The organism is Pseudarthrobacter cremeus, assembly GCF_051857465.1.
In the GTDB taxonomy this organism is placed as follows: domain Bacteria; phylum Actinomycetota; class Actinomycetes; order Actinomycetales; family Micrococcaceae; genus Arthrobacter.
Genome location: NZ_JBPZHC010000011.1, coordinates 172,835 through 197,006, shown reverse-complemented (window position 1 = coordinate 197,006; position 24,172 = coordinate 172,835). Strand labels below are relative to the sequence as shown.

The following is a 24,172-nucleotide window of genomic DNA, read 5'->3' as shown; positions in this document are numbered from 1 at the left end:
GTTGCCGGCGATGATGGCGTAGACATGGTTTTTGGCGTGCGTATCGACGCCGACGACAAAAGGGCGGGAATGCGCAACGATAGTCATGGCGGTTCTGGCACCTTCCTCTACTCGCGGATATGGTCAGGGCCGTACACGGCCGGTACCAGTCCGGGTAGAGGTCACTTCGGAACAACACTGTGACGAGCCACGCCCCCCACGGGGCGGACAACCTTCTGATCAAGTTACCGAGGTGGGCCGGGTGGTGCCGGCCGCCAACCTCGCGGATGGACAGATCCCACTCAAAGACACCCCTTGCACCGGGGGCCAGTCACTTAATGAGTCACATCCACGAGGCTGAGCGGCCAAACACCACTCTGCCAGCCAGTCCCAGACCAGCCACCAAAATCCTCACAGTCACTTAACGCCCTTCCGGAGCCCTTTTTTGGGCGTTTAGTGACCCCGCGTTGGTTCAGGGCCGGGCCCCGGTGAGGTGCGTGACCGTCGTCCCCCGGGCCTCAGGAAACCGGCGTTCGATGGACTGGGCGATCCCGGCAATGCTTTGCCGGGACAGCTCTGTCCGCCAGGTAACCTCCGCGTGGCGCATCGCCTGGGAAATAAGGCACGTCCGCGCATAGTCGGCGTCCATGTTCCCGCCCGGCGCGTCCCCGAGGATCCCTTCGCAGCGGAAGGCATCCTCATTTCCCTCGATGGCCAGAACCACATCGAGGACCGAGATCTTCTCCGGACGGCGCGCCAGGGAAAACCCGCCCCGGGGACCGGAAACCGAGCTCAGGATCCCCGCGCGCACCAACGCCTGGAGCTGTTTGTTCAGGTAGGCCGCCGGAAGTTTGTAGAACTCAGCCAGGCGTGCGCTGCTGACGGCCTCCCCCGCCGGTGTCCAGGACATGTTGACGCAGCAGTGCAGGCCCCACTCCACCCCCTGCCCCATTTTCATATTCGCGACGTTACTTGTCCAGAAATCACGCTGTCAAGGATTCCGGGTTTTCCGCTCCCACCATTGAGTGTTCAAGGAACGGTTCCGTGGGCAATGACGATAGCGTGGGGACCATGACGTCCTCCGATGCCGATTCCTTGTTCAGCCGAGCCCGCGATTGGGCCGCCAAAGACCCGGATCCCGCCACTTCCGAAGCCCTTACCGAGCTGCTGCGGCACTCGGAAGAGGGCTCCCCCGCCGCATTGCAGGAACTCACGGACAGCTTCAACGGGACGCTGCAGTTCGGCACCGCCGGCCTGCGGGCAGCCCTCGGGCCGGGACCAAACCGGATGAACCGGGTTGTGGTTCGCCGCGCCGCCGCGGGACTGGCGGCGTTCCTCGCCGAGGCAGTGGGTGCGGCTTCCCCCGGAACCCGGCCCCGCGCCGTCGTCGGCTATGACGCCCGCCACAACTCGGACGTCTTCGCCGAGGAAACCGCGGCCATCTTTGCCGCTGCCGGGATTGAAACTTTCCTGTTGCCGGCGGCGCTGCCCACGCCTCTGCTCGCCTATGCGGTCCGGGCCCTGGACTGCGACGGCGGCGTGATGGTGACCGCCAGCCACAATCCCCCGCAGGACAATGGCTACAAGGTGTACCTGGGCCGCCACGCCGTGGAGGAAAGCGGCAGGGGTGCGCAGATCGTGGCCCCTTACGACGGCATGATCGCCGCGCGGATCGACGCCGTGGGAGCCTTGGAATCCATCGCGCTCGCCGCGGACGGCTGGACCGTCTTGGACCACTCCATCGCGGCGGACTACAAACGGGCGACGGCGGCACTTGCCGATCCGGCACGCTTTCCGGCCCGTGACTTGAGGATCGTCCTGACGCCGCTGCACGGGGTGGGTGGGGAAACGGCCGTCGCAGTCCTGAATGCGGCAGGCTTTGCCGACGTCACCCTCGTGGCGGAACAGGCTGCGCCGGATCCGGACTTTCCCACCGTGAACTTTCCCAACCCCGAAGAGCCGGGGGCGCTGGACCTCGCCCTGCAAACCGCAGCCCGCGTGGATGCGGACATCGTGCTGGCCAACGATCCCGACGCCGACCGCGCAGCCGTGGCAGCAAAGGATCCGGACACCGGGGCCTGGCGCATGCTGCGCGGCGATGAGGTGGGTGCACTGCTGGGAGCGCACATCGTGGCGCGGCTCGCGGCCGGTGGAGGGCAAACTGCGGAAGGTGCCGGCACACCCACCGTGGACAGGGCGGATTCCAGGCGGGCCGGCGTATTCGCCAGCTCGATCGTGTCCTCGCGCCTGCTTGCCCGCATTGCCGCGGCCGCCGGATACGCGCATGAGGAAACGCTGACGGGATTCAAGTGGATTTCGCGGGTGCCCGGGCTTCTTTACGGCTACGAAGAAGCCCTGGGCTATTGCGTTGCGCCGGACCTGGTCCGGGACAAGGACGGGATCTCGGCGGCTGTCCTCGTTGCGGAACTGGCCGCCGCTGCGAAAGCGGACGGAAAGACCGTCTTCGACACCCTCGATGAGCTCTACCTCCGGCATGGACTCCATGCCAGCGACCAACTGAGCATCCGGGTGGCTGATTCGGGCCTGCTCGACGCCATGATGAACCGGCTCCGCGTCAGCGCACCGGAATCGTTCGGTTCGTCAGCGGTTGAAACCTTCGTGGACCTCGCCGAAGGGAGCGGGCAGTTGCCGCCTACCGATGGCCTGCTGTATCTCACGAAGGACCAGACCCGCGTGATCATCAGGCCCAGCGGCACCGAGCCCAAGCTTAAGTGCTACCTGGAAGTCCTGCGCCCGGTGGAGTCAGCGGCTGAACTTCCCGAGGCACGGCAGGCGGCCCGTACCGCGCTGGACAGCGTGCTGACCGACGTCCGCGAGGCACTGGGTCTTTAGCGAAGCCGCTTAGGCCTCCACCTCGACAAACCCGTCCGAAATGCGGGTGCTGAAGGTTTCCAGGCGCACTGCCGCCGTTCCGAAGCATTCACCGGTTTCGAGGTCGTAGACCTCTTTGTGGAGCGGGGAGGCGATAGTGGGGCGGGAGCCGCGGGAGCCCAGTATGCCGCGGGCCATCACGTGGGCGCCGGTGGCCGGGTCCTCGTGGGCCACCGCAAAAACCTCGCGGGGGCCGGTCCGGAAGAGCGCCACCTGGCGGCCTGTGATGAGCGCGGCTTCGCCCCACGCCAGTTCAAGGTCCTCCACCGCGCAGACCCGGTGCCACCCTGTGACCAGTGCTGTGGTGTCAGCTTCGGTGGCGAGCGCCCCAAGTTCCAGTGTTGCCGTCATGTCCGGCTCCTCTCCACGTTCGTGTCTGTTTGCTGTGCTTTAGTGCGGTGTTTGCTGAATGCTGCCGGCCACCTCTGCGGCCGTACTACCAAAGTAGGCAGCTGGTGTTTCGATGGCGTGCGGTGAATGTGTCCGGCGCGTAAAAGAGAACTCACCCGGCCGGAAATGCGTTCGTGATGCAGAAGTTAAGGTGACGAAACAATTGGGAAACTGAAGCGAAACTGCAGCTGCCTAGTGTGGAAGCACACCTCGTCAGAGAAAGCTGCAGAGAACCGTCTGCGGCCCATGCGAAAGGCCCACAGTGACCGAACAGACTTCAAGCACAGAGAACACGCGCCGCATCGTCGTCGCCGGTGGCGGACCCGCTGCCCACCGCTTTGCGGACGCCATGCACTCCCGTGGCCTTGATGGCTGGCATGTCACGGTCCTCACTGAGGAAGCCCACCTCCCGTATGACCGCGTAGCGCTCTCCAAGGCCCTCACCGACAGCGACGTCGATCTGACCCTGGGGAGTGCCTCCATGTGGGACCACGGTTCCCTGTCACTGAAGACCGGCGAGCGCGTGGTCAAGATCAACGCCGAGGCCAAAACCGTTGAAACGGCGGCCGGCAGCGTCTTCGAATACGACGACCTCGTGGTGGCCACGGGTTCGAATGCGGCCCGGCTGCCCATCCCCGGGGCGGAGCACACCCACGTCTACCGCACGCTCGAAGACGTATGGGCCATTAACAAGGCCATCACCGAGCTCACGGAGAAGCTCGGCCGCAAGGTCAACGCCGTCACCATCGGTGGCGGCCTCCTCGGGCTCGAATCGGCCGCCGGCACTGAGCAGCTGGGCGCCAACCCGATCGTCATCGACGGCTCGCAGTGGCTGATGGCCACGCAGCTGGATGAGGGCGCAGGCCAGGCAATGGGCCGGCTCATCAAGGCCAAGGGCTTCGCAGTCCACGGCGGCGTCTTCCCCTCGGAAGTCCTGTCCGACGACGACGGCCAGGTCACCGGTGTCCTGATGGCGGACGGCCGCATCATCGACGCCGACCTCGTGATCGTCGCCATCGGCGTCCGGCCCCGCGATGAACTCTTCCGCGCCGCCGAAGGGGAAGAACAGGTCTTCAGCCTGGGCCAGCGCGGTGGTGTGGTCATCAACGATTTCTGCGCTACGGAAGTACCCGGTATCTGGGCCATCGGCGAGGTGGCCAACTACGGCGGCATGTGCCTGGGCCTGGTGGCCCCCGCCAACACCATGGCAGAGATCGTGGCCGACCGCCTCCACGGCGGCGAGGCAACCTTCCCCGGCTTCGATACCGCCACCAAGCTCAAGCTGTCCGGCGTGGACGTTGCCAGCTTCGGTGACGGCTTCGCCAAGACCGAGCACTCCCTCGAAATCGTCTACGCGGACCCGGCCCGCGGCGTCTACCAGAAGATCGTCACCACCGACGATGCCAAGACCCTCCTGGGCGGCATCTTCGTGGGCGACGCCACTCCCTACACAAGCCTCCGCCCCCTCCTGGGCCGCGAACTCAGCGCTGAACCCGGCGCTTACCTCACGGCGGCCGGCGGCGGCGACGCCCCGGACACGGAACTCCCGGATGACGCCATCCTGTGTTCCTGCAACAACGTCTCCGCCGGAACCATCCGCGACACCGTCAACGGCTGCGGCGCCTGCGACGGCAACGCCCCCGTCCAGGAGCTCGGCGAGCTCAAGGGCTGCACCCGCGCCGGGACCAGCTGCGGTTCCTGTGTCCCGATGCTGAAGAAGCTGCTGGAAACAGAGCTCACCAAGTCCGGCGTCGAGGTCTCCAAGGCCCTCTGCGAGCACATCGAACTCTCCCGCCAGGAACTGTTCGAGACCATCCGCGTCCTGGAACTGTCCTCCTTCGAGGAAATCATGGCCAAGTACGGCACGGGGGCAGGCTGCGACATCTGCAAGCCCACCATCGCCAACATCCTGGCCAGCCAGAACAGCGCCTACGTCCTGGATGCCGGCCGCGGCACCCTGCAGGACACCAACGACCGCGCCCTGGCCAACATGCAGAAGGACGGCACCTACTCGGTGGTCCCCCGCATCGCCGGCGGCGAGATCACCCCGAAGAAGCTCGGCGTCATCGCCGCCGTGGCCGAGAAGTACAACCTGTACACCAAGATCACCGGCGGCCAGCGCATCGACATGTTCGGTGCACGGCTTGAGGAACTTCCGGAAATCTGGAAGGAACTGGTGGACGCCGGCTTCGAATCCGGCCAGGCGTACGGCAAGAGCCTGCGCACCGTGAAGTCCTGCGTCGGTTCCACCTGGTGCCGCTTCGGCGTGCAGGACTCGGTGGCCATGGCCATCCAGCTCGAACTGCGCTACCGCGGCCTCCGCAGCCCGCACAAGCTGAAGATGGGCGTTTCCGGCTGCGCCCGTGAATGCGCCGAGGCCCGCGGCAAGGACGTCGGCGTGATCGCCACCGCGGACGGCTGGAACCTCTACGTCGGCGGCAACGGCGGTGCCACCCCGGCCCACGCCCAGCTGCTCGCCAAGGACCTGGACGACGAGACGCTGATCAAGTACATCGACCGCTACTTCATGTATTACATCCGCACCGCCGACCGCCTCCAGCGCACCGCGCGCTGGCAGGAAGAGCTCGACGGCGGCATCAAGCACGTGGAGGACGTGGTGGTCAAGGACACCCTGGGCATCGCCGAGGACCTCGAAGCCGCCATGGCCAAGCACGTTGACACCTACGTGGACGAATGGGCCGACACCCTCAAGGACCCCGACCGCCTCCGCAGGTTCCGGTCCTTCGTCAACGCACCGGACCAGAAGGACGATTCCATCACCTTCGTCCCGGACGAACGCGGCCAGTTCCGGCCGGCCACCGCTGAAGAAAAAGGGAAGGTCCTCATCGGGGCCTCCATCCCCATGAGGCCCCGCGACGAGAACGAGGTATAGGCATGCAGCTCAGCATTGATCTCACCGGCCGCGAAGTCCTGGTCACCGGATCCGACTACGCCGCCCGCCAGGCGGTCCGGCGCTACGAGGCCGCCGGTGCGGTGGTCTCCCGCCTCAGCACCCCGCAGGGCGCCAGCCACGACGGGCCGCTCCCCGAGCGCCCGTTCCTGGTGGCAGCGGTCGACGACGGCCAGCCCGGCTGGGAGGCGCTGCTGGACCGTTGCCGCGCCACCGGCATTCCCGTCGCCGTCGAACCGGTCGCGGGACCTGCCGGCCATGTCACCCTGGTGGGTGGCGGCCCCGGAACCACTGAACTGCTGACCGTGGCCGCCGTCAAGGCCCTGCGCGATGCCGACGTCGTGTTCTATGACCGGCTGGCCCCCTACCAGGAACTGCCGTCCCTGACCTCGGCCGAGCTGGTGGACGTCGGCAAGAAGCCCGGCCACCACAAAGTCAGCCAGGCCGATATCGAGAAGCTGATGGTCGCCTCCGCACTGGAGGGCAACAACGTGGTCCGGCTCAAGGGCGGCGATCCCTACGTCTTCGGCCGCGGCGGCGAGGAAGTTGCCTCCTGCATCGCGGCAGGCGTCCCCGTCCGCGTGATCTCCGGTGTCACCAGCGCCATCTCGGTGCCGGCCGCGGCCGGCATTCCCGTGACCCACCGCGAAGTAAGCCACATGTTCACCGTGGTCTCCGGGCACGCCCCGCTGACCCACAAGGAGCACACCCACCTCGCCGGCCTGGGGGGCACCATCGTTGTCCTGATGGGCATCGGAACCCTGCACCAGCTCGCGGCGGGGCTCCGCAAGGCGGGGATGCGCGCCGACATGCCCATGGCCGTCGTCGAACGCGGCTACCGTCCGGGGCAGCGCACCACCATCGCGGATCTGGGCACCATCACGTCCGCCGCGGCCGGCTGCAGCAATCCCGCTGTGCTGGTCATCGGCGAGGTGGTTCGCGTGGCTGAGGCCAACCGCGGGCATGCCGAGGCCGCCGCCGATCTGGACCGGCTGGCGGCCTCGCTGCTGGGCTCGTGAAAGGATTGACCCCCATGAACGCACTCGCACCGACCGAAGCTCCCGGGGCTGCCCCGTCCCAGACTGAGGAAGCGCCCGGGCGGGAAGCCGCGGATTCGCCACTTGAGGGCTTCCGCATCGGCGTCACCTCGCACCGGCGCTCCCAGGACCTGATCGAGGCCCTGGAACGCCGCGGCGCCGAGGTGCTGCACGCCCCCGCGCTGAAGATCGCCCCCGTGCAGGAGGACATCCGCCTCATTGAGGACACCAAGGCTGTCATCGCTGCGAAGCCGGACCTGTGCATCGCCACCACCGCCTACGGGATGCGCCGCTGGTGTGAAGCGGCGGACTCCTTCGGGATCGGTGAGCAACTGCTCGAAACCCTCGGAAACTGCCGGATGTTTGTCCGCGGACCCAAAGCCCGCGGTGCCGTACGCGCGGCGGGCCTTGCCGACGTCGGGATCAGCAGCGACGAAACCACGGCCACGCTGGTGGACATGCTGCTGGCCGAGGGTGTGCGCGGCAAGACCGTAGTGGTGCAGCTCCACGGCTACACGGATGTCCGGCAGCTTGAACGGCTGCGGATGTCCGGCGCCACAGTCCTGACCGTCACCCCCTACCGCTGGGTGAAGCCCGACGGCGAGGACCGGCTTCCCCGCCTCATCGAAGCGGCCTGCAGCGGCAACCTGGACGTCCTGACCTTTACCAGCGCCCCGGCCGTGGATGCGATGTGGAGCACAGCGCACGAGATGGGTGTCTACAAGCAGCTCATCGAAAGCCTGCAGACAACGGTCACCACCGCCGTCGTCGGCCCCGTGACAGCCCAGCCGCTGCTCGACGCCGGCGTGACCCCGCTGATCCCGGAGCGCTTCCGGATGGGCGCACTGATCCGGCTGGTGTGCGAGCACCTTGCCCTGAACCACGTGCGGCGGCTGGACACGCGGTCCGGCAACATCGAACTGCGCGGACGCAGCCTGCGCATCGACGGGCAGCCCGTTGAGCTGGCCCCTGCTCCCCTGCTGCTGCTGCGTGCACTGCTGGGGGCCGGCGGAGCTGTGCTGTCGCGCGAATCGCTGTCCGAACTCCTGGAACTGCGCGGATCCGTCCATGCCCTGGACATGACCGTCAGCCGGCTCCGCTCGTCCCTGCCGGACGGACGGCTGGTGGAAACCGTGGTCAAGCGGGGCTACCGCCTCCGCGTCTAAGCTGTCCGGCCCCCGCTTCATTTCCGTTTAACGCGTGAATGAGACGGGGGTCACCGGAAGTGTTACCGGCCGGTAAACATTGGCGAACGGGCCCCGGACAAGCAGCAACGACGGGGAAACACAACCGAAAAAGCCGGGGCCTACGCTGTGTCCATCAGGAAGTTCCGGCCGTTTCCGCGGCCGCCAGCGAAAGGGCCAGCACATGTCCGCTCCGGCACCGTCCACCTCATTTTCCGCAGCCCAGCGCATCGTCATCGCCGGCGCCGGGCCCGCCGCCCAGGCGTTGGTCAGGCAGCTCAGCGGTGCCAGGTTCAGCGGCACCGTGACAGTCCTCAGCAACCGGGACGACGCATCCGGGGAACTCCTGGAACTGGCCATGCTGCCCCAGGTTTCGGTCCGCTTCGGCCAGCCCGCCAGCCACATCGACGCCATCGCCGGTACTGTCGCCACCGCCGATGGCATGGAATTCAGCTACGACCAACTGGTCATCGCCACGGGATCCGCACCGCTGGACGCACCCGTCGAGGGATCCGGCCACTGCCTGAGCTACTCCACGATTGACGATGCCGCCCGCATCGGCGAAGCCGTCATGGACATCACCAAGGGACTGGGCCGGCGGCCGCTGGGAATCCTGGTGGGTACCGGCGCTGCCGCAGGACAGGCCGAGGCGGTCCTGCGTGCCCGCGGTGTCCGGCCGATCCGGACCACAGTCCGCCCCGCCGCCGTGGTTCCCGCTGCATCCGGATCCGCGCTGGGCTCGGCCGGCGTCATCTTTGCGGACGGCAGCAGCATGAACGGAGACCTTGTGGTACTTGCCGAGGAACGCGTCCCGCGTGACGGCCTGGCCGCCAGCGCCGGCCTGCAGACCGCGGCCAACGGCGGCATCGTCATCAGCCGGGACTTCCGGACGTCAGTGCCGGGCATCTGGGCCATCGGGGACGCGGCAGCGTTCGACGGCGTCCGGCTGGGCCTGCTCGTGGCAGCGGCGTCTGCCGCCGGTGTCTGCGCCACCCAGCTCATGACCTCGGCACCCGCCGGCACAGCGCTCAGGCTGGCCGCCTGAGCCGTTGCCAACCTCCTGCCGTTCCTCCTCGCCGGTGCCCCGCCGCACCGGCGAGGCGCGGTGCGGCGCTGTGGCAAGATGGTCACCTGAACAGCCACTGACATCGTGGCACCGGCGGCCCACAAGGCCACATGGAAAGGACCATCATGAGCAACGAAGCCACTCCCGTGAACCACCCCGGAGCGGGCACGGACTCAGTGCCGGGCAACATCGCTTCCTACATCGACCACACCCTGCTGAAGCCCGAAGCGGGCGAAGCGGACGTCCTGAAGGTGTGTGCCGAGGCCGCCGAATACAGCTTCAAATCAGTCTGCGTAAACCCGGTCTGGGTCAAGACAGTGAAAACCGCCCTTCGAGGTTCCGGTGTGCTGACCTGCTCAGTCGTGGGCTTCCCGCTGGGCGCCACCCCCACAGACGTCAAGACCTTCGAAGCCCGCGGCGCGGTCCTGGACGGTGCGGACGAAGTGGACATGGTCATTAACATTGCCGCCGCCCGTGCGGGCGATAAGGGTGCGCTCGTTGAGGACATCTCTGCCGTTGCCGAGGCCGTCCACGCCAGCGGGGCCATCCTGAAGGTCATCATCGAAACCGTCTTCCTCAGTGATGACCAGAAGGTCCTTGCCTGCCAGGCTGCTGTCGAAGCCGGCGCGGACTTCGTCAAGACCTCCACCGGGTTCAACGGCGGCGGCGCCACCGCCGAAGACATCGCCCTGATGAGGCGCGCCGTGGGCCCTGACCTCGGTGTCAAGGCCTCCGGCGGGGTGCGGTCGCTCGCCGACGCTCAGGCTATGATTGCTGCAGGTGCAACACGTATTGGTGCCAGCTCCGGCATTGCCATCGTCAAGGGTGAACAGGGTTCATCCGCCTACTGACATCGCAGCCGGGCTTCCACAGGTAAAGCCCCACGGGGCCAAGGAGGAACGCATGTCCAGCAAGATCACCGGCCAGGCAAACACGGGCAAAACCGGCAGTGCCCGGGCGGGCACCATCCAGACCCCGCAGAACGAGAACAGCCTCGTCACCAGCATCGCCCTCTTTGTGGTCATGATTGCGTTGTTCCTGGGCTCCGTCTACTCACTGTCGTGGCTGACGCTGGACAACTACTGGCCCATGGCCATCTGCCTTGGCCTGTTCGCCCTGGCGTTCTGGATTCCGATGACTGTGCTGGGCCGCTCCGACTCAGCCGGAGAGCACTAAGAGACCCCTCGACGCTTAAAGGCTGGGGTCCCGGATTATTCCGGGACCCCAGCCTTTTTCGTGTTCCCGAAGCCTTGCAGGAATCCGTCTTAGCCCGCGCCAAAGAGCCGGCTGACCACACTGCTGCCCAGGGCCATTGCCGTGGGGAAATGCGCCTTGGCCAGGCCCCACGCCGCCACGCACATCCCCACCATCGCGTAGGCGCTGACAGGTATCAGCACAAGCCACTCCCGTTTGGACCCCGCCCTGCCCAGCAGCGGGACCGAGAAGGCGCCGTTGGCCCGCCAGATGTCGTTGAGCACCGGCAGCTTCCGGAGGAACCGCGGGGGCTTGATGACGAGGGGCCATAGGAGCGGCACTCCGCCGGTGGTGATCATGTCCCCCACGATGTGCACCACCACCCCGATCAGCATGGACGTAGGCAGCCACGTCCACTGGTCGGGCGCAAACCAGGTGACCAGCCCCGCCATGGCCAGCCCGAAGATCCAGTTGGTGAGGAACCCGGACTTCGGAAACAGCTTCAGGGCCTTGGCGGCGATGTTGATCAGGAACATGCACAGCACCCCGGCACCCACGGACAGCAGCCCCCATTGGGTCTGCAGCTGGATCTGGCCTGCCAGGGTCGCCAGCAGGACGAAGAACGCCGCCCCGAGGACCGAGTGGGTACCCTGCCGGTGCCCGCCGCTGGCGTTTTCAATGCCGACGGCGATGACGTTGGACAGCGGGGGCAGGGACCGGGCCACGGTGCTGTGCCGGTGGTCCCAGTCGCACACCAGCGCCGTCCCCGCCGTCGCCATTCCCCCGATGACGATTCCGGTGGCGTCCAGCGGATACCAGCCCAGGGTGTACGGCCCCGTTGAGGCAACAGCCACCCACGCCGCGGCTCCCGACGCGGCGTGGTGTCCTCCCATCAAGGTCAGTTCCCCGTGGGTGAGGCGGCAACCGCCGCATCGGCGAAGATGTTGCTGATGACGCCGTTGGCCCATTCCAGGATTTCGGCGTCCTGCAGGTCCCTGCCGCCGATCCTTGCGGTTTTGGGTTTGGGGATCAGCACCGCGTCCAGGGCAGGTTTGGACTGGGAGCCCGGGTACATCCGGGCCAGCCGCATGAGCTTGGACTCCGGCAGCTGCGCCGGCGAGAACTTGATGAAGTTGCCCTGGAGCGCGACGTCGGACAGGCCGGCTTCGCGGGCACCCACCCGGAAGCGGGCCACGGCAATGAGGTTCTGCACCGGCAGCGGAGGCTCGCCGTAGCGGTCCACCAGTTCGGCAAGGACCTCCTCGATGGCCTCGTACGTCAGCGCCGAGGCGAGCTTGCGGTATGCCTCAAGGCGCAGCCGCTCCCCCGGCACGTAGTCGTGCGGCAGGTGGGCGTTGACGGGCAGCTCGATCTTCATCTCGGCGGCCTTTTCTTCGGCGTCGCCGCGGTAGTCGGCCACTGCTTCACCCACCAGGCGGATGTAGAGATCGAACCCGACGCCCTGGATGTGGCCGGACTGCTCGCCGCCGAGCAGGTTGCCCGCGCCGCGGATTTCCAGGTCCTTCATGGCCAGCTGCATGCCGGCGCCGAGCTCGTTGTGCGTTGCCACGGCTTTGAGCCGTTCCAGCGCCACCTCGCCCAGGGGCTTCTCCGAGGGGTACAGGAAGTAGGCGTAGGCCCGCTCACGGCCGCGGCCCACGCGGCCGCGGAGCTGGTGCAGCTGGGACAGCCCGTACTTGTCCGCCCCGTCCACGATCAGGGTGTTGGCGTTGGAGATGTCCAGGCCGGTCTCGATGATGGTGGTGCACACCAGCACATCGAAACGCTTCTCCCAGAAGTCCACGATGATCTGCTCCAGCCGGCTTTCGGACATCTGCCCGTGCGCAACCTCCACGCGCGCCTCCGGTACCAGTTCGCGGATCTTGGCCGCGGTGCGTTCGATGGTGGACACCCGGTTGTGGACAAAGAACACCTGGCCTTCACGCATCAGTTCGCGGCGGATCGCCGCGGAGGTCTGCTTGTCCGTGTACGGGCCCACATAGGTCAGGACCGGGTGCCGCTCCTCCGGCGGGGTGGCCAGTGTGGAGGTCTCGCGGATGCCGGTCAGGGACATCTCGAGCGTCCGCGGAATGGGCGTGGCGCTCATGGCCAGCACGTCCACGTTGGTGCGCATCTTCTTCAGGGCTTCCTTGTGCTCCACCCCGAAGCGCTGCTCCTCGTCCACGATCACGAGGCCGAGGTCCTTGAACGCGAAGTCCTTGGACAGCAGCCGGTGCGTGCCGATCACCACGTCCACTGAGCCGCTCTTGACGCCCTCCACCGTTTCCTTGGTTTCCTTCGTGCCCTGGAAACGGGAAAGCGCTTTGACCCGCAGCGGAAAGCCGGAAAAGCGTTCGGTGAAGGTCTCGTAGTGCTGCTGGGCCAGCAGGGTGGTGGGCACCAGCACCGCCACCTGCTTCCCGTCCTGGACCGCCTTGAACGCGGCGCGCACGGCGATCTCGGTCTTGCCGTAGCCCACGTCACCGGAGACCAGCCGGTCCATGGGGATCTCGCGCTCCATATCGGCTTTGACCTCGTTGATGGTGGTCAGCTGGTCCGGCGTCTCCACGTACGGGAACGCCTCTTCCAGCTCCCGCTGCCACGGGGTGTCCGGCCCAAAGGCGTGGCCTCTGGACGCCATCCGCGCCGAATAAAGCCGGATAAGTTCGCCGGCGATCTCCTTGACCGCCTTGCGTGCCTTGGACTTGGTGCTGGCCCAGTCCGAGCCGCCCATCTTGCTGAGCACGGGGGTGTCGCCGCCGACGTAGCGGGTCACCTGGTCCAGCTGATCAGTGGGGACAAACAGCCGGTCCCCGGGGGCACCGCGCTTGGACGGGGCGTATTCCAGCACCAGGTACTCGCGCACGCCGTCTCCGCCGCCGGCCACCTTGCGCTGGATGAGCTCCACAAAGCGGCCAATACCGTGCTGCTCATGGACCACGGAATCCCCGGCCAGCAGCTGCAGCGGGTCCACGGCGTTCCGGCGCTTGGACGGCATGCGCCGCATGTCCTTGGTGGACCCGGCGGACGTCCGGCCCAGCAGGTCGGCTTCGGTCAGCAGCCCCAGTTTGAGGCCGTCCAGCACAAAACCGCGTCCGACGGCGGCAGTGGTCACCTCGATGATGCCCGCCTGGGGTTCGTGGTCGAGGCTGTCCACCCGCGCGCACGGGATGTCGGCGTCATGGAACAGTTCGGTCAGTCGCTGTGCGGGCCCCGGGCCTTCGGTGGCCACGACGATCCGCCACTGGTCCCGGACGTGCGAGCCGATGAATTCCATCATCTCGGCAACATCGCCCTGGTAGCCTCGGGGTTCCCGGGCGTGGAGGTTCAGGACATCGATCTCCGGGAGCAGTTCCTCGTCCTGCTTCAGGGAGGTGATGGACCACCAGGAAACCTCGTGGTTCAGGGAGGAGCTGCGGGTCTCCGCCAGGGACCGGAAGCTGGCCGAATGCAGGGCCTCCGAGGCTTGGGACGTGAGGTCAAGCGGTGCGGTGCCGCCGTCGGACGCGGTGGACCAGGCAGCCTCCAGGAATTCCTCGTTGGTGGCGGCGAGGTCGTGTGCCCGGGTACGCACCTTTTCCGGTTCGATCACCACGGAGATCGATCCACGGGGCAACTGCTCCACGAACGGAACCATGGCGTCCACCAGCACCGGCGCGAGTGATTCCATGCCTTCGACGGTGATGCCGCCGGCGATCTTCTCCAGCATGTCCGCGGCTGCGGGCAGCTGCGCCTTCAGCGTGGCGGCACGGGACATCACCGAGGGCGTGATGAGGATTTCGCGGCACGGCGGGGCATGCAGTTCGGTGGGATGGTGCAGGCCCGGTGAGGACAGCGAGCGCTGGTCGGCGACAGCGAACCAGCGCATCTGGTCAACTTCGTCACCGAAGAACTCCACCCTGATGGGGTGGTCCTCCGTGGGCGGGAAAACGTCGATGATGCCACCGCGGACAGCGAACTCTCCACGGTGGGTGACCATATCCACCCGGGCGTAGGCGGCATCTGCAAGGCGGCGCACCACGTCGGTGAAGGGCACTTCCTGGCCCACCTTCAGCGTGACCGGTACCAGTTCGCCCAGCCCCGCCACGATCGGCTGGACTACGGCGCGCACTGGAGCGACAACCACCCGCAGGTGTCCCGCCGTCGAGCTTTCCGGGTGCGCCAGCCGGCGCAGGACAGAGAGACGCCTGCCCACGGTGTCCGAGCGCGGCGAGAGCCGTTCGTGCGGCAGGGTCTCCCAGCTGGGGAATTCAGCAACAGCGCCTGCCGGCAGGTAGGCGCGCAGGGCCGCCGTCAGGTCCTCCGCCTCACGGCCGGTGGCGGTGACCGCGAGCACCACAGGGGGCCTCGTGCCGGTGTGGTCGTTGTCTTCCGCCAGACCGTCGGCCATCTCGGCCAGCAGCACGGCGCGGAGGCCTGCCGGGGCACTGATCTGGTAGTCCTGGCCCCTGACGTCAAAGCCCCTGCCGGCCTCGGCGCGGACGCGGGCGAAGGTCCGGTCTCCGGCGAGGACGCGGCGCAGCCCGTCAAGTGACGGGCCGTGATGGGACGGGCCGGTGAGGCTCATGGCGGAAGCTCCTGTGGTGTTCATGGGGATCGCAGGCAACACGAAAACCCGAAATTCGCAAGAATCCCGGGTACTCCCAGCCTACCGCGCGGCGGGCCGGACTAAGCTTTGTGGACCCACGGCCGTCCGGATGCCTCGCGGCTCCGAATTACTGAGGCAGATCCGAATCGCCAGGTGAGAAGAAGGAGTAAGCATGACGGGCACATCCGAAACATCACAGCGCGCCGGAGCGAAAACTGTCCTGGTCACCGGGGCTACCGGCTATATCGGCGGCCGGCTCATTCCCAGGCTCCTGGAAGCCGGGCACCGCGTCAAGGTCCTGGTCCGCTCGCCGGAGAAGATCGCAGGCGTGCCGTGGCTCGGGAAGGTGGATGTGATCCACAGCAGCCTCGACGACGGAGAGGCATTGCGGCAAGGCCTGGCCGGCGTCGATGTCCTGTACTACCTTGTCCACTCCATGGCTGCCGGCGCCGGTTTCGAGGCCAAGGAGAAGGCAATGGCGGAGACCGTCGCGAAGGCGGCCACGGACGCCGGCACCACCCGGATTGTCTACATGGGCGGCCTTCATCCGGCCAACGCCAACCTGTCCACCCACATGCGTTCCCGGGAGACCGTAGGCAAGGTCTTCCTGGACAGCCCGGTGGATGCCATCGTCTTCCAGGCCGGCGTGGTGATCGGTTCCGGTTCGGCGTCCTTCGAAATGATCCGGCACCTGGCCGAGACACTCCCCTTCATGCCGGCCCCCAGTTGGGTACGCAACAAGATTGAGGCCATTGCCGTCCGGGATGTGCTGCATTACCTCGTAGGCGCCGCGTCGCTCGAAGGGCACATCAACCGCACATTCGATATCGGCTGCCGGCAGGTCCTCACCTACGCGGGCATGATGAAGGAATACGCCGCCGAGGCAGGGCTGCCCTACCGCGTGGTGCTCGCGCTGCCCATACCCGCACCCAAGCTTGCGGGCATGTGGGTGGCCCTGACCACGCCCATTCCGTTGTCCATGGCGCTCCCCCTGGTCCAGTCCCTGCAGGACGACGCCGTGTCCGGCGAGCACGATATCGACCAGTACATCCCCCAGCCCGACGGCGGCCTGACCAGTTACCGGACCGCCGTCGCCCTCGCGCTGGGCAAGGAGCGGGACGGCCAGGTGGAGACCACCTGGGCAAATGCCGGCGCCGATGCCGATCCCCTGCCCAGCGACCCGGACTGGGCCGGCCACAAGGTTTACATGGATGAGCGGACCTTCCACGGAGACGTCGATCCCGCCCATGTGTGGACCATCATCGAGGGAATCGGGGGCCGGAACGGCTGGTATTCCCTGCCGCTGGCATGGCAGGTGCGTGGCTGGCTGGACAAGCTCACCGGCGGGGCAGGGCTGCTGCGCGGCCGCCGCCACCCCGGCAACCTGGCCGCCGGCGAAGTGGTGGACTGGTGGCGGGTGGAACGGATTGAACGCGGGAGGCTCCTCCGTTTGCGGGCCGAAATGCGGGCCCCCGGACGTGCCTGGCTGGAGCTGTCAGTGGAACCCGACGGCGACGGCAGCCTGTACCGCCAGCGCGCCATTTTCTTCCCCAAGGGCCTTAGCGGCAAACTGTACTGGCTTGCCGTGCTGCCCTTCCACAGCCTCATTTTCCCGGCGATGTCCCGGAACATCACGGCCGCCGCCCAGAAACTGGCCAGTGCCGACGCCGGTTCTGAGAACCTTCAGGCATCCCCGTAGGATGTTGGGAGCAAAAAGCGTTCCCACCGAAGAACCACTGGAGGATCCATGTCACTGAGTGCAACCACCACCCTTCCGCACGGCGTCGAGAGCGTCGCGGCTGTCTTCCGCAACGAGGACTTCCAGCGGCACACGAGTGAATTCGTCGGCGGCACGCTGGAATCGTTCTCGGTGGCCGGCGATGTTGCCGGGGCGTTCAGCACCACCTCCGTCCGCACCCTGCCCACCACCCGGCTGCCGGAAATCGCCCGGAAATTCGTGGGTGAAAACCTCACCGTGACGCAGGTGGAGAACTGGGATGCACCGGCAGCTGACGGCTCCCGGCAGAGCAACATCTCCCTGAAGATCAACGGCGCCCCCATCGACGTCACTGCGGTCCAGCGGCTCGTTGCCGACGGCGGCAGCACCCGCGTTGAGCTTGAAGGCAACGTGACGTCGTCCGTGCCGTTCCTGGGCGGCAAGATCGCCGACGCGGCCGAACCCATGGTGGCCAAGGCCCTGAACATCCAGTCACAGCAGGCCCAGGCCTGGCTCGAAAGCCACTGAGGATATGGAGCTCCCGGCCTTTGCCGCCTGGATCCTGATCCTGGCCGGTGTCTGGTCCCTCGTGGTGTGGCCGCAGTTCCTGAAGCGTGTGATGAAGGATCCCCGCGCCAGGGACTCTGCAGGCAAGGCCACCAGGTTCCTGACGGTCCACGTGGTATTGGTCAGCATCTCCATGGTGCTGGGGGCCGCTACCGCAGTGATCGGGGTTATGGGCCTGCTCCGCTAGACTGGTCAAAGGTGCGCCGGGAAGTCTGGTCGGCAATGTTATTGCCGACCCCTCAGCACACCAGGAGCCGTAATGGCCAAGCGCCCCTCCCGTCTTTTTCCGCCAGCCGCCCGAGTCCTCAGCCGCTCCAGCTACCCGGAGTACCTCAGGATCTCCGAGATTCTCAGGCTCGAGACCGTAGGCGGGGCACTGCTCCTCCTGGCCACCGCCATTGCCCTCATATGGGCCAACTCAGCGGCCGCCGACGGGTATTTTGCCCTACGTGACCTGAAAATCGGCTACGAGCCCTGGCACCTCCAACTGTCGTTGGGCCACTGGGCCTCCGACGGGCTTCTGGCCATCTTCTTCTTCATCGCCGGGCTTGAGCTCAAACGCGAGTTCGTCTCCGGCGAGCTGCGGACCATGTCAAAGGCCGTGGTCCCCGTGGCCGCAGCCGTGGGCGGAGTGGCTGTTCCCGCCATCATCTACACCCTGGTCAACCTGGGCCTGGGTGCGGAAAGCCTGCGGGGCTGGGCCATTCCCACCGCCACCGACATCGCCTTTGCGCTGGCGGTCCTGGCGGTCATCAACAGCCACCTGCCTGCCGCGCTCCGGACGTTCCTGCTCACCCTCGCGGTGGTGGACGACCTCCTGGCCATCGGCATCATCGCGTTTTTCTACTCCGCCGGGCTTCAGCCGCTCCTGCTGCTCGCGGCGCTGGTGCCGTTGTCCATCTTCACGGTTCTGGTCCAAAAGAGGATCCGCAGTTGGTACCTGCTGCTCCCGCTCGCCCTCGCAACCTGGGCCCTGGTCCATGCCTCCGGAATCCATGCCACCGTGGCCGGCGTGCTCCTCGGGTTTGCCGTGCCGGTCCTGGCGTCCACGAAACGCGGAGAAGCAGGCGTGGGAATGGCGGAGTCCCTGGAGCACCGGCTGCGTCCCCTCTCGGCGGGCCTCGCCGTCCCGGTCTTCGCCTTCTTTTCCGCCGGTGTGGCCCTCGGGGGCTTTGACGGAATCCGTTCGGCCCTGACCGATCCCGTGGCGATCGGAATTGTCGCTGCCCTGGTCGTCGGCAAGACGGTCGGCGTCTTCGGAACCACCTATGTGCTGACTAAGACCACCCGGGCAAAGCTCGACGACGGGCTCGCCTGGATCGACGTGGCAGGCCTCGCGCTGTTGGCCGGCGTCGGGTTCACGGTATCGCTGCTGATCGCCGAGCTCAGCTTCGGACCCGGTTCATCCCACGACGATCATGCCAAGGTTGCCATCCTGACGGGTTCGCTGGTTGCGGCCCTGCTGGCAACGGTGGTTCTCCGGCTGCGCAACCGGTACTACCGGATCGTGGAAGAGGATGAGCGCCGCGATGCCGACGGCGACGGAATTCCCGACGTCTTCGAGCGCAACGCCTAGGGCGGAAGAGCCGGCATCGCTGCATGCAGACCCCTGCGCGTGCATCGAGTGGCTGGATCCCGGCGCTATGATCCACGCTTAGCGCCGGGATCTCACCCCTCGATGCGGCAAGCTGGTCCGGCTGGCTTAGGGCGCAGGCTGGCTCAGGCTGCCGCCTGGTTCACGGCGTCTTCGGCGGCGACCCAGGAGATCATGGCGCACTTGACGCGTGCGGCGTAACGGGCCACGCCCTCGAAGGCGGCGGCGTCGCCCAGGATCTCGGGATCGGCGTGGATCTTGCCGCGCGAGCGGAGGACCTCACGGAAACTGTCGATGATCTCGTGCAGCTCGGCAACGCTCAGGCCCTCGGCAAGCTCGCTGAGGACCGACGCCGATGCCATGGAAATGGAGCATCCCGCCCCGTCCCAGGAAATCTGTGCCACCTTGCCGTCTTCCACAGCCACCCGGACGGTGACTTCATCGCCGCACACCGGGTTGAGCTGGTGCGACTGGCCCGTCGAGGCTCCCAGGGGCGCCTCAGTCCCGGCCAGGCCGCTGCCGTGGCGGGCCTTGGAATGGTCAAGGATGATCTGCTGGTACAGCTGGTCAAGGCTCATGGACACATCTTTCGGTGGGGGCGCGCGCTAGACGCGGAAGTAGGAGCGGACGCCTGCCACGGCGTCGAGGAACGCATCGACGTCGTCGGTGGTGTTGTAAAGGTAGGCGCTGGCCCGGGTGGTGGCGGTGAGGCCCAGGCGGCGGTGCAGGGGCTGAGCGCAGTGGTGGCCCACGCGGACGGCGATGCCCCGCGAATCAAGGAACTGGCCGACGTCGTGCGCGTGGACACCCTCGACGTCGAACGCTGCCAGCCCGATTCTTTCCTGTCCGGCAGCAGGCCCCAGGACCCGGATCCCCGGGATGGCTTCCAGCCCTGTCACCATGCGCTGGCCGAGCTCAGCTTCCCAGCGGTGCACCCGGTCCAGGCCGGTTTCGGTGAGGTAGTTGGCCGCGGCCGCCAAGGCAACGGCCTGCGAGATCCGCTGCGTGCCGGCCTCGAAGCGCTGGGGAGCCGGCAGGTACTCGGCCCGATCCATGGTCACGGTGGTAATCATTGACCCGCCCGTGAGGAACGGAGGAAGTACGTCCAGAATGTCCTGTTTGCCGTACAGGACGCCGATTCCGGTGGGCCCGAGCATCTTGTGGCCCGAGAAAACCGCGAAGTCAACGTCCAGTTCCTTGACGTTCAAGGCCAGGTGGGGCGCGGACTGGCAGGCGTCCAGAACCACCAGGGCACCGGCCTTCCGGCCCAGCGCCACAAGTTCCTTCACGGGGTTGATGGTTCCAAGAACGTTGGACGCGTGAGTGAACGCCAGGACTTTGGTCCGGCTTCCCAGGATTTCAGCCGCGACGTCGAGCTTCAGGGCGCCGGTGTCGTCGATGGGGATATAACGGAGGGTGGCACCGGTACGGAAGGCCAGCTCCTGCCAGGGAATCAGATTGGCGTGATGCTCCATTTCGGTGACCACGATCTGGTCTCCCGGTCCAACGGCGAGATCCTTGAGCCGGGCGTCCCCTCTGCCCTGCGCCGACCAAAGCGAGGCGTTGGACAGCGCGTAGCTCACGAGGTTGAGGCCCTCGGTGGCGTTCGACGTCCACACCGTCTCCGCGTAGTCCGCCCCGATGAAATCCGCAAGGGTCTGGCGCGCATCTTCGAAGACTTCCGTGGCTTCGACTGCCAGGTGGTGGGCGCCGCGGTGGACGGCCGCGTTGCGCTGTTCGTAGAACTCCTGCTCGGCTTCGATGACACTAAGCGGGTTCTGGGATGTGGCACCGGAGTCGAGGTAAACCAAAGGCTGGCCGTTGACCTGCTGGCCCAGGACCGGGAAGTCGTTTCGGATCCTGAGGACCTCGGCGTTATCCATGGCCGGCACGGCACGTTCCAGCGTGGCGGGCGTTGATACTAAGGCCAAAGCTAACTCCTTGAGATGCCAATGGATTGACACTCAATTGTCCCACAGCACCACTGTGGCGGCGGTCCGAGGGCCAACCGCCACTGTAGCTCCGGGCTTCGACCCGCGGAAAGGGAGGGCCGGCGACGGCTGGGGGGAGAGCCTCGGTCTCAGAAGACTCTGACGTCGCCGGCCCCGTCTAGGTCCGGCCCGTGGGGCCGGAAGCTGTTCTCAAGACGAGACCTGGAAAGTCTGGTGGCAGTCGGACCGGCGTTTGACGCCGTACCTTTGTGCCTCTTCCAGTTAAGCGCTTCCGGGCGTCCGGGGCACGAGTAGGAGGTACTCGACTTCTACCCTCCACTGCTACCGGTTACGTGCAGCTGCTACGCGTATTTGCCGGAGGCGGTTACTTGTCCCCGCACCGGAATGGAGGCGGCGCGGGTGTGGGCAAGGCGGGGTTCTGGCCTGGCCTGGCGCAGATCTAGTGCGGAAGCGCGGTGGCCAGTTCGTCGCGGCTCCGTACACCGAGTTTCACGTAGGTACGGTACAGGTGGCCTTCCACCGTCCGCACAGACACCATCAGCCGCTGGGCGATCTCGCGGTCGGTGAGTCCCTGGACGGCGAGCTCCACGATGTCCTGCTCCCGGCGCGTGAGATGCACGGCGGGCGCCGCTGCGATGAACTGGCCCTCGCGGAACCGCTCGCCCAGTTCGTGATCGCATTTCTCCCGTAATGCCACGGCCTGACGGGCCCGGCGGCGCTCCCCCGAGTTCTCAAGGACGGAGCTCGCGCGGGCGTACGCTTCCCTGGCGAGATTCACGAATCCGGACGCCTCAAGGGTGGATGCCGTGTTCATGAGGGCGTCGGCATCGGCAGACTCCCAGTGGCGGGCCAGGGTAAGCATTGCCTCGGCCCAGCGGCCTTCAACGCCGGCGGCAACGGACTGGACCAGGGGAATCACGGAATGGTCTCCCAGGTCCCAGCACACCGCGAGAAGTTCCAGCAGCGTGCCGGCCCGGGCCGATACCTCCGGCGTGGTTGCCAGGGTGTGGACCGAAGCCAGCCCCTTCCCGTCACGCGAGAGGTACTCCGAGGCCGCAGCGGCGTAGGCAGTTGCGAGCAGTTCCTGGTTGGCGGCGCATGGCTGTGAATCCTTGTAGTCAAGCTCCAGACGGGTGGCCTGGGCGGTGTCTCCAAGCCTTGCTGCCACGTAGAACCCCAGCGCGGAACCGAACCGGAACATCTGCAGGGGGTCGTTGAGCCGGAGGATCTCCACGGCCGGCAACAGCGTCTGGTAGGCCCGTTCGATCCTTCCCTGCCGCAACAGCGAATAGCCGCGGAGAACCTGGAGGTTGCCGGCGAATGCGGCGGCACTGTGTGGATCGCCCAACGCGTAATTCGCCAGCTCCCGCTCCGCGGATTCCCACTCTCCGAGGGCCAGATAGTTGGCCACCAGCCGGCCAAGGACGAACTCGTTGAAGAAAAATACACCGCCCTGCAGGGCTGGAAGTTCCGAGGCCGCCAGCAGTGCGGCGTCAAGGCCCTGGACTGCACGGCCGTCACCGGCCAGCGAGTGGGCCAGCAACGCCGTTCCCACAACACGAAGGGCACCATGGGTCGCATCGCCGGAATCGCGGCTGCGCAGTTCCTGGACCTCGCCGGCCAAGGCCGCATGGTTTCCCGCTTCGCCGTGTTCCAGCAGACAGAGCAGCTGGTCCCACCAGGGCTTGACCGGGGCGGAAGAAGGATCTTCCGGAGAAGCCCGGCCGGATGCGTTGGCATCGACGCTCCGGAGTTCTTCCCTGGCATGTGCGGCCAGGACTTCCAATGGGGTACCAAGAGCCTGGTGTGCCGACAGACTGACCATCAGGGCCGGGGCAGCGCCTTCGCCTGTCCCCAACTGCAGCCAGCACCCGTCCGCCATTTTCGCCGCGCCAGCGTAATCGCCGTCGTTGAATAACGCCCTGGCCTGGACGGCCTGCGCCTGCGGAAGCAGTTCGGGATCCGTCACTCTCGCCGCCATGATCCGGCTGCTGCGGTTCCTGAAGTATGCCAGGGCGGTTCTTGCCGCGTTGACCAGGTCAGGGTCAGAAACCCTCAGCCCGCATTCGAGCGCCCATTCCACGGCCCGCAACCGGCCTTCGGACCCTGCGGGGGAGGTTTCCAGCTGGTCCCGGATGGTTTCGAGCAGTTGCAGGCTCCTGGAGACAGAGAGACTGCTGCGAAGGGCATCGCCGAACATGGCGTTCCACATCCGGAGATCGGCCGGTGTACCGGAGCCTTCGACCACCATCTGCTGGTCCAGCAGCGCGCGGACCACTTCGGCGCCGCTGGTGTCCTCGATCACCTTGCGCCGCACAGGCCCGGCCAGGGCCACAAGCTTCAGCGCCTCCTGTTCCTCGGCACTGCGTCGGAGCATGTCCTTCACCACAACACCGGTGAGTTTGGGTCCGTCGGAAGGCAACGGCCCCAGGAGCATCCAGATGCCATTCCGTTTTGCGAGCACTCCGCGCTCGGCTGCGTCATGAAGGAGGGCATCAAGGAGCCGCGGATTTCCACCCGAAGCACTCCAGATTGTGTCAACGGTTCCGGCCGGAACGGTCCCGTCCAGGGCGTGGGAAAGGACTTCTTCGATCTGGTCGCGGTTAAGGGGACGGAGGTCCACCCGGTCGGCCAGGCCGTCGTACCAGAGCTGGGCCATTGGCTGGGGCAGCCCGGGCCGCGGCCGGCCCGCAGCCACCACGCTGGCCCAGCCGGCGGAAATCATGTCAGCGACGATACTGGCCGTTGCCTCATCCAGATGGTGTGCATCATCCATCATCAGGAGCAGCGGCGTTTCCTTGCCGCCCTTGAGTTTCTCAAAGTAACTCCACACGGACCTCAAAACGGCTACCGGGGACACCGAGTCTTCCGCGTTGAGCTCGGCCGTGTACGGCGCAAGCACGCCAAACGGGACGCTGCTAAGCGACGAACTGCCATGGATCTGCACGATGATCATTTCCGAGGCAAGCCGGTCGGTGATGGCTTCGGTCAGCGCTGTCTTGCCGATGCCCGGGCCCGCCATCAGGTACACAGCCTGGCTGGTGCGGCTGCGGATGATGTTGCAGATCCGGTCCAGCGGTTCGCGCCGGCCGGTCAGCAGA

Annotated in this window: 19 protein-coding genes; 12 read left to right on the top strand and 7 right to left on the bottom strand. The window is 66.6% G+C overall.

Annotated elements, in window-relative coordinates:
• A partial coding sequence (locus tag ACS5PJ_RS19005; protein WP_439436416.1) for a hypothetical protein occupies positions 1-183 on the top strand: 183 nt, incomplete at its 5' end.
• A gap of 268 nt (positions 184-451) precedes the next feature.
• Here the strand turns inward: ACS5PJ_RS19005 and ACS5PJ_RS19000 are convergent.
• Positions 452-937: an RrF2 family transcriptional regulator gene (locus ACS5PJ_RS19000; RefSeq protein ID WP_439436415.1), complete on the bottom strand. Its 486-nt coding sequence runs from the start codon at positions 935-937 to the stop codon at positions 452-454.
• Between the two features lie 113 nt (positions 938-1,050).
• Between ACS5PJ_RS19000 and ACS5PJ_RS18995 the strand changes: the two genes are divergently transcribed.
• Positions 1,051-2,832 carry a phospho-sugar mutase gene (locus ACS5PJ_RS18995; protein WP_439436424.1) on the top strand — a complete coding sequence of 594 codons (1,782 nt, stop codon included), beginning with the start codon at positions 1,051-1,053 and terminating at the stop codon, positions 2,830-2,832.
• Between the two features lie 9 nt (positions 2,833-2,841).
• Here ACS5PJ_RS18995 and nirD read toward each other — a convergent pair whose 3' ends face one another.
• Positions 2,842-3,222, bottom strand: a complete 381-nt coding sequence (gene nirD / locus ACS5PJ_RS18990) for a nitrite reductase small subunit NirD (RefSeq protein ID WP_439436414.1) — start codon at positions 3,220-3,222, stop codon at positions 2,842-2,844.
• A gap of 301 nt (positions 3,223-3,523) precedes the next feature.
• Here nirD and nirB point away from each other — a divergent pair, with 301 nt between their 5' ends.
• The 6 genes from nirB (at position 3,524) to ACS5PJ_RS18960 (ending at position 10,635) form a co-directional block, all read left to right on the top strand.
• A complete protein-coding gene (nirB, locus tag ACS5PJ_RS18985; RefSeq protein ID WP_439436413.1) occupies positions 3,524-6,154 on the top strand; it encodes a nitrite reductase large subunit NirB in 2,631 nt (876 codons plus the stop codon).
• 2 nt (positions 6,155-6,156) lie between these two features.
• Positions 6,157-7,191, top strand: coding sequence for a uroporphyrinogen-III C-methyltransferase (gene cobA / locus ACS5PJ_RS18980; RefSeq protein WP_439436412.1), 1,035 nt, complete (start codon positions 6,157-6,159; stop codon positions 7,189-7,191).
• Between the two features lie 14 nt (positions 7,192-7,205).
• Positions 7,206-8,375: a uroporphyrinogen-III synthase gene (locus ACS5PJ_RS18975; protein ID WP_439436411.1), complete on the top strand. Its 1,170-nt coding sequence runs from the start codon at positions 7,206-7,208 to the stop codon at positions 8,373-8,375.
• 202 nt (positions 8,376-8,577) lie between these two features.
• Positions 8,578-9,438, top strand: coding sequence for an FAD-dependent oxidoreductase (locus ACS5PJ_RS18970; protein WP_439436410.1), 861 nt, complete (start codon positions 8,578-8,580; stop codon positions 9,436-9,438).
• Positions 9,439-9,584: 146 nt separating this feature from the next.
• Positions 9,585-10,310, top strand: coding sequence for a deoxyribose-phosphate aldolase (deoC, locus tag ACS5PJ_RS18965; protein ID WP_439436409.1), 726 nt, complete (start codon positions 9,585-9,587; stop codon positions 10,308-10,310).
• Positions 10,311-10,362: 52 nt separating this feature from the next.
• Positions 10,363-10,635, top strand: coding sequence for a hypothetical protein (locus ACS5PJ_RS18960; protein ID WP_439436408.1), 273 nt, complete (start codon positions 10,363-10,365; stop codon positions 10,633-10,635).
• 89 nt (positions 10,636-10,724) lie between these two features.
• On the opposite strand, the gene ACS5PJ_RS18955 is transcribed toward ACS5PJ_RS18960, so the two are convergent.
• The gene (locus ACS5PJ_RS18955) at positions 10,725-11,546 is read right to left on the bottom strand and encodes a metal-dependent hydrolase (protein ID WP_439436407.1); all 822 of its coding nucleotides are present in this window, start codon (positions 11,544-11,546) and stop codon (positions 10,725-10,727) included.
• 5 nt (positions 11,547-11,551) lie between these two features.
• Positions 11,552-15,220, bottom strand: coding sequence for a transcription-repair coupling factor (mfd, locus tag ACS5PJ_RS18950; RefSeq protein ID WP_439436406.1), 3,669 nt, complete (start codon positions 15,218-15,220; stop codon positions 11,552-11,554).
• A 193-nt stretch (positions 15,221-15,413) separates the two neighbouring features.
• Between mfd and ACS5PJ_RS18945 the strand changes: the two genes are divergently transcribed.
• The 4 genes from ACS5PJ_RS18945 to nhaA all read left to right on the top strand — a co-directional run bounded on the left by ACS5PJ_RS18945 (position 15,414) and on the right by nhaA (position 19,101).
• Complete coding sequence (locus tag ACS5PJ_RS18945; RefSeq protein ID WP_439436405.1) at positions 15,414-16,940, top strand: SDR family oxidoreductase; 1,527 nt, start codon at positions 15,414-15,416, stop codon at positions 16,938-16,940.
• A gap of 48 nt (positions 16,941-16,988) precedes the next feature.
• The gene (locus tag ACS5PJ_RS18940; protein WP_439436404.1) at positions 16,989-17,486 is read left to right on the top strand and encodes a DUF2505 domain-containing protein; all 498 of its coding nucleotides are present in this window, start codon (positions 16,989-16,991) and stop codon (positions 17,484-17,486) included.
• Between the two features lie 4 nt (positions 17,487-17,490).
• Complete coding sequence (locus ACS5PJ_RS18935; RefSeq protein ID WP_439436403.1) at positions 17,491-17,712, top strand: SCO4848 family membrane protein; 222 nt, start codon at positions 17,491-17,493, stop codon at positions 17,710-17,712.
• 72 nt (positions 17,713-17,784) lie between these two features.
• Positions 17,785-19,101, top strand: a complete 1,317-nt coding sequence (gene nhaA, locus ACS5PJ_RS18930) for a Na+/H+ antiporter NhaA (RefSeq protein WP_439436402.1) — start codon at positions 17,785-17,787, stop codon at positions 19,099-19,101.
• Between the two features lie 143 nt (positions 19,102-19,244).
• Here nhaA and sufU read toward each other — a convergent pair whose 3' ends face one another.
• The 3 genes from sufU to ACS5PJ_RS18915 form a co-directional block, all read right to left on the bottom strand.
• The gene (sufU, locus tag ACS5PJ_RS18925) at positions 19,245-19,697 is read right to left on the bottom strand and encodes a Fe-S cluster assembly sulfur transfer protein SufU (protein WP_439436401.1); all 453 of its coding nucleotides are present in this window, start codon (positions 19,695-19,697) and stop codon (positions 19,245-19,247) included.
• A 27-nt stretch (positions 19,698-19,724) separates the two neighbouring features.
• Positions 19,725-21,050, bottom strand: a complete 1,326-nt coding sequence (locus tag ACS5PJ_RS18920; RefSeq protein ID WP_439436400.1) for a SufS family cysteine desulfurase — start codon at positions 21,048-21,050, stop codon at positions 19,725-19,727.
• 460 nt (positions 21,051-21,510) lie between these two features.
• Positions 21,511-24,168, bottom strand: a complete 2,658-nt coding sequence (locus ACS5PJ_RS18915; protein WP_439436423.1) for a helix-turn-helix transcriptional regulator — start codon at positions 24,166-24,168, stop codon at positions 21,511-21,513.
• Positions 24,169-24,172: the final 4 nt, after the last annotated feature.

Excerpts from the sequence above, each read along its gene's own strand:
- ACS5PJ_RS19000 (WP_439436415.1), bottom strand. The coding sequence starts at position 937 with ATGAAAATGGGGCAGGGGGTGGAGTGGGGCCTGCACTGCTGCGTCAAC.
- ACS5PJ_RS18995 (WP_439436424.1), top strand. The coding sequence starts at position 1,051 with ATGACGTCCTCCGATGCCGATTCCTTGTTCAGCCGAGCCCGCGATTGG.
- nirD (WP_439436414.1), bottom strand. The coding sequence starts at position 3,222 with ATGACGGCAACACTGGAACTTGGGGCGCTCGCCACCGAAGCTGACACC.
- cobA (WP_439436412.1), top strand. The coding sequence starts at position 6,157 with ATGCAGCTCAGCATTGATCTCACCGGCCGCGAAGTCCTGGTCACCGGA.
- ACS5PJ_RS18975 (WP_439436411.1), top strand. The coding sequence starts at position 7,206 with ATGAACGCACTCGCACCGACCGAAGCTCCCGGGGCTGCCCCGTCCCAG.
- ACS5PJ_RS18970 (WP_439436410.1), top strand. The coding sequence starts at position 8,578 with ATGTCCGCTCCGGCACCGTCCACCTCATTTTCCGCAGCCCAGCGCATC.
- deoC (WP_439436409.1), top strand. The coding sequence starts at position 9,585 with ATGAGCAACGAAGCCACTCCCGTGAACCACCCCGGAGCGGGCACGGAC.
- ACS5PJ_RS18960 (WP_439436408.1), top strand. The coding sequence starts at position 10,363 with ATGTCCAGCAAGATCACCGGCCAGGCAAACACGGGCAAAACCGGCAGT.
- ACS5PJ_RS18955 (WP_439436407.1), bottom strand. The coding sequence starts at position 11,546 with ATGGGAGGACACCACGCCGCGTCGGGAGCCGCGGCGTGGGTGGCTGTT.
- mfd (WP_439436406.1), bottom strand. The coding sequence starts at position 15,220 with ATGAGCCTCACCGGCCCGTCCCATCACGGCCCGTCACTTGACGGGCTG.
- ACS5PJ_RS18945 (WP_439436405.1), top strand. The coding sequence starts at position 15,414 with ATGACGGGCACATCCGAAACATCACAGCGCGCCGGAGCGAAAACTGTC.
- ACS5PJ_RS18940 (WP_439436404.1), top strand. The coding sequence starts at position 16,989 with ATGTCACTGAGTGCAACCACCACCCTTCCGCACGGCGTCGAGAGCGTC.
- ACS5PJ_RS18935 (WP_439436403.1), top strand. The coding sequence starts at position 17,491 with ATGGAGCTCCCGGCCTTTGCCGCCTGGATCCTGATCCTGGCCGGTGTC.
- nhaA (WP_439436402.1), top strand. The coding sequence starts at position 17,785 with ATGGCCAAGCGCCCCTCCCGTCTTTTTCCGCCAGCCGCCCGAGTCCTC.
- sufU (WP_439436401.1), bottom strand. The coding sequence starts at position 19,697 with ATGAGCCTTGACCAGCTGTACCAGCAGATCATCCTTGACCATTCCAAG.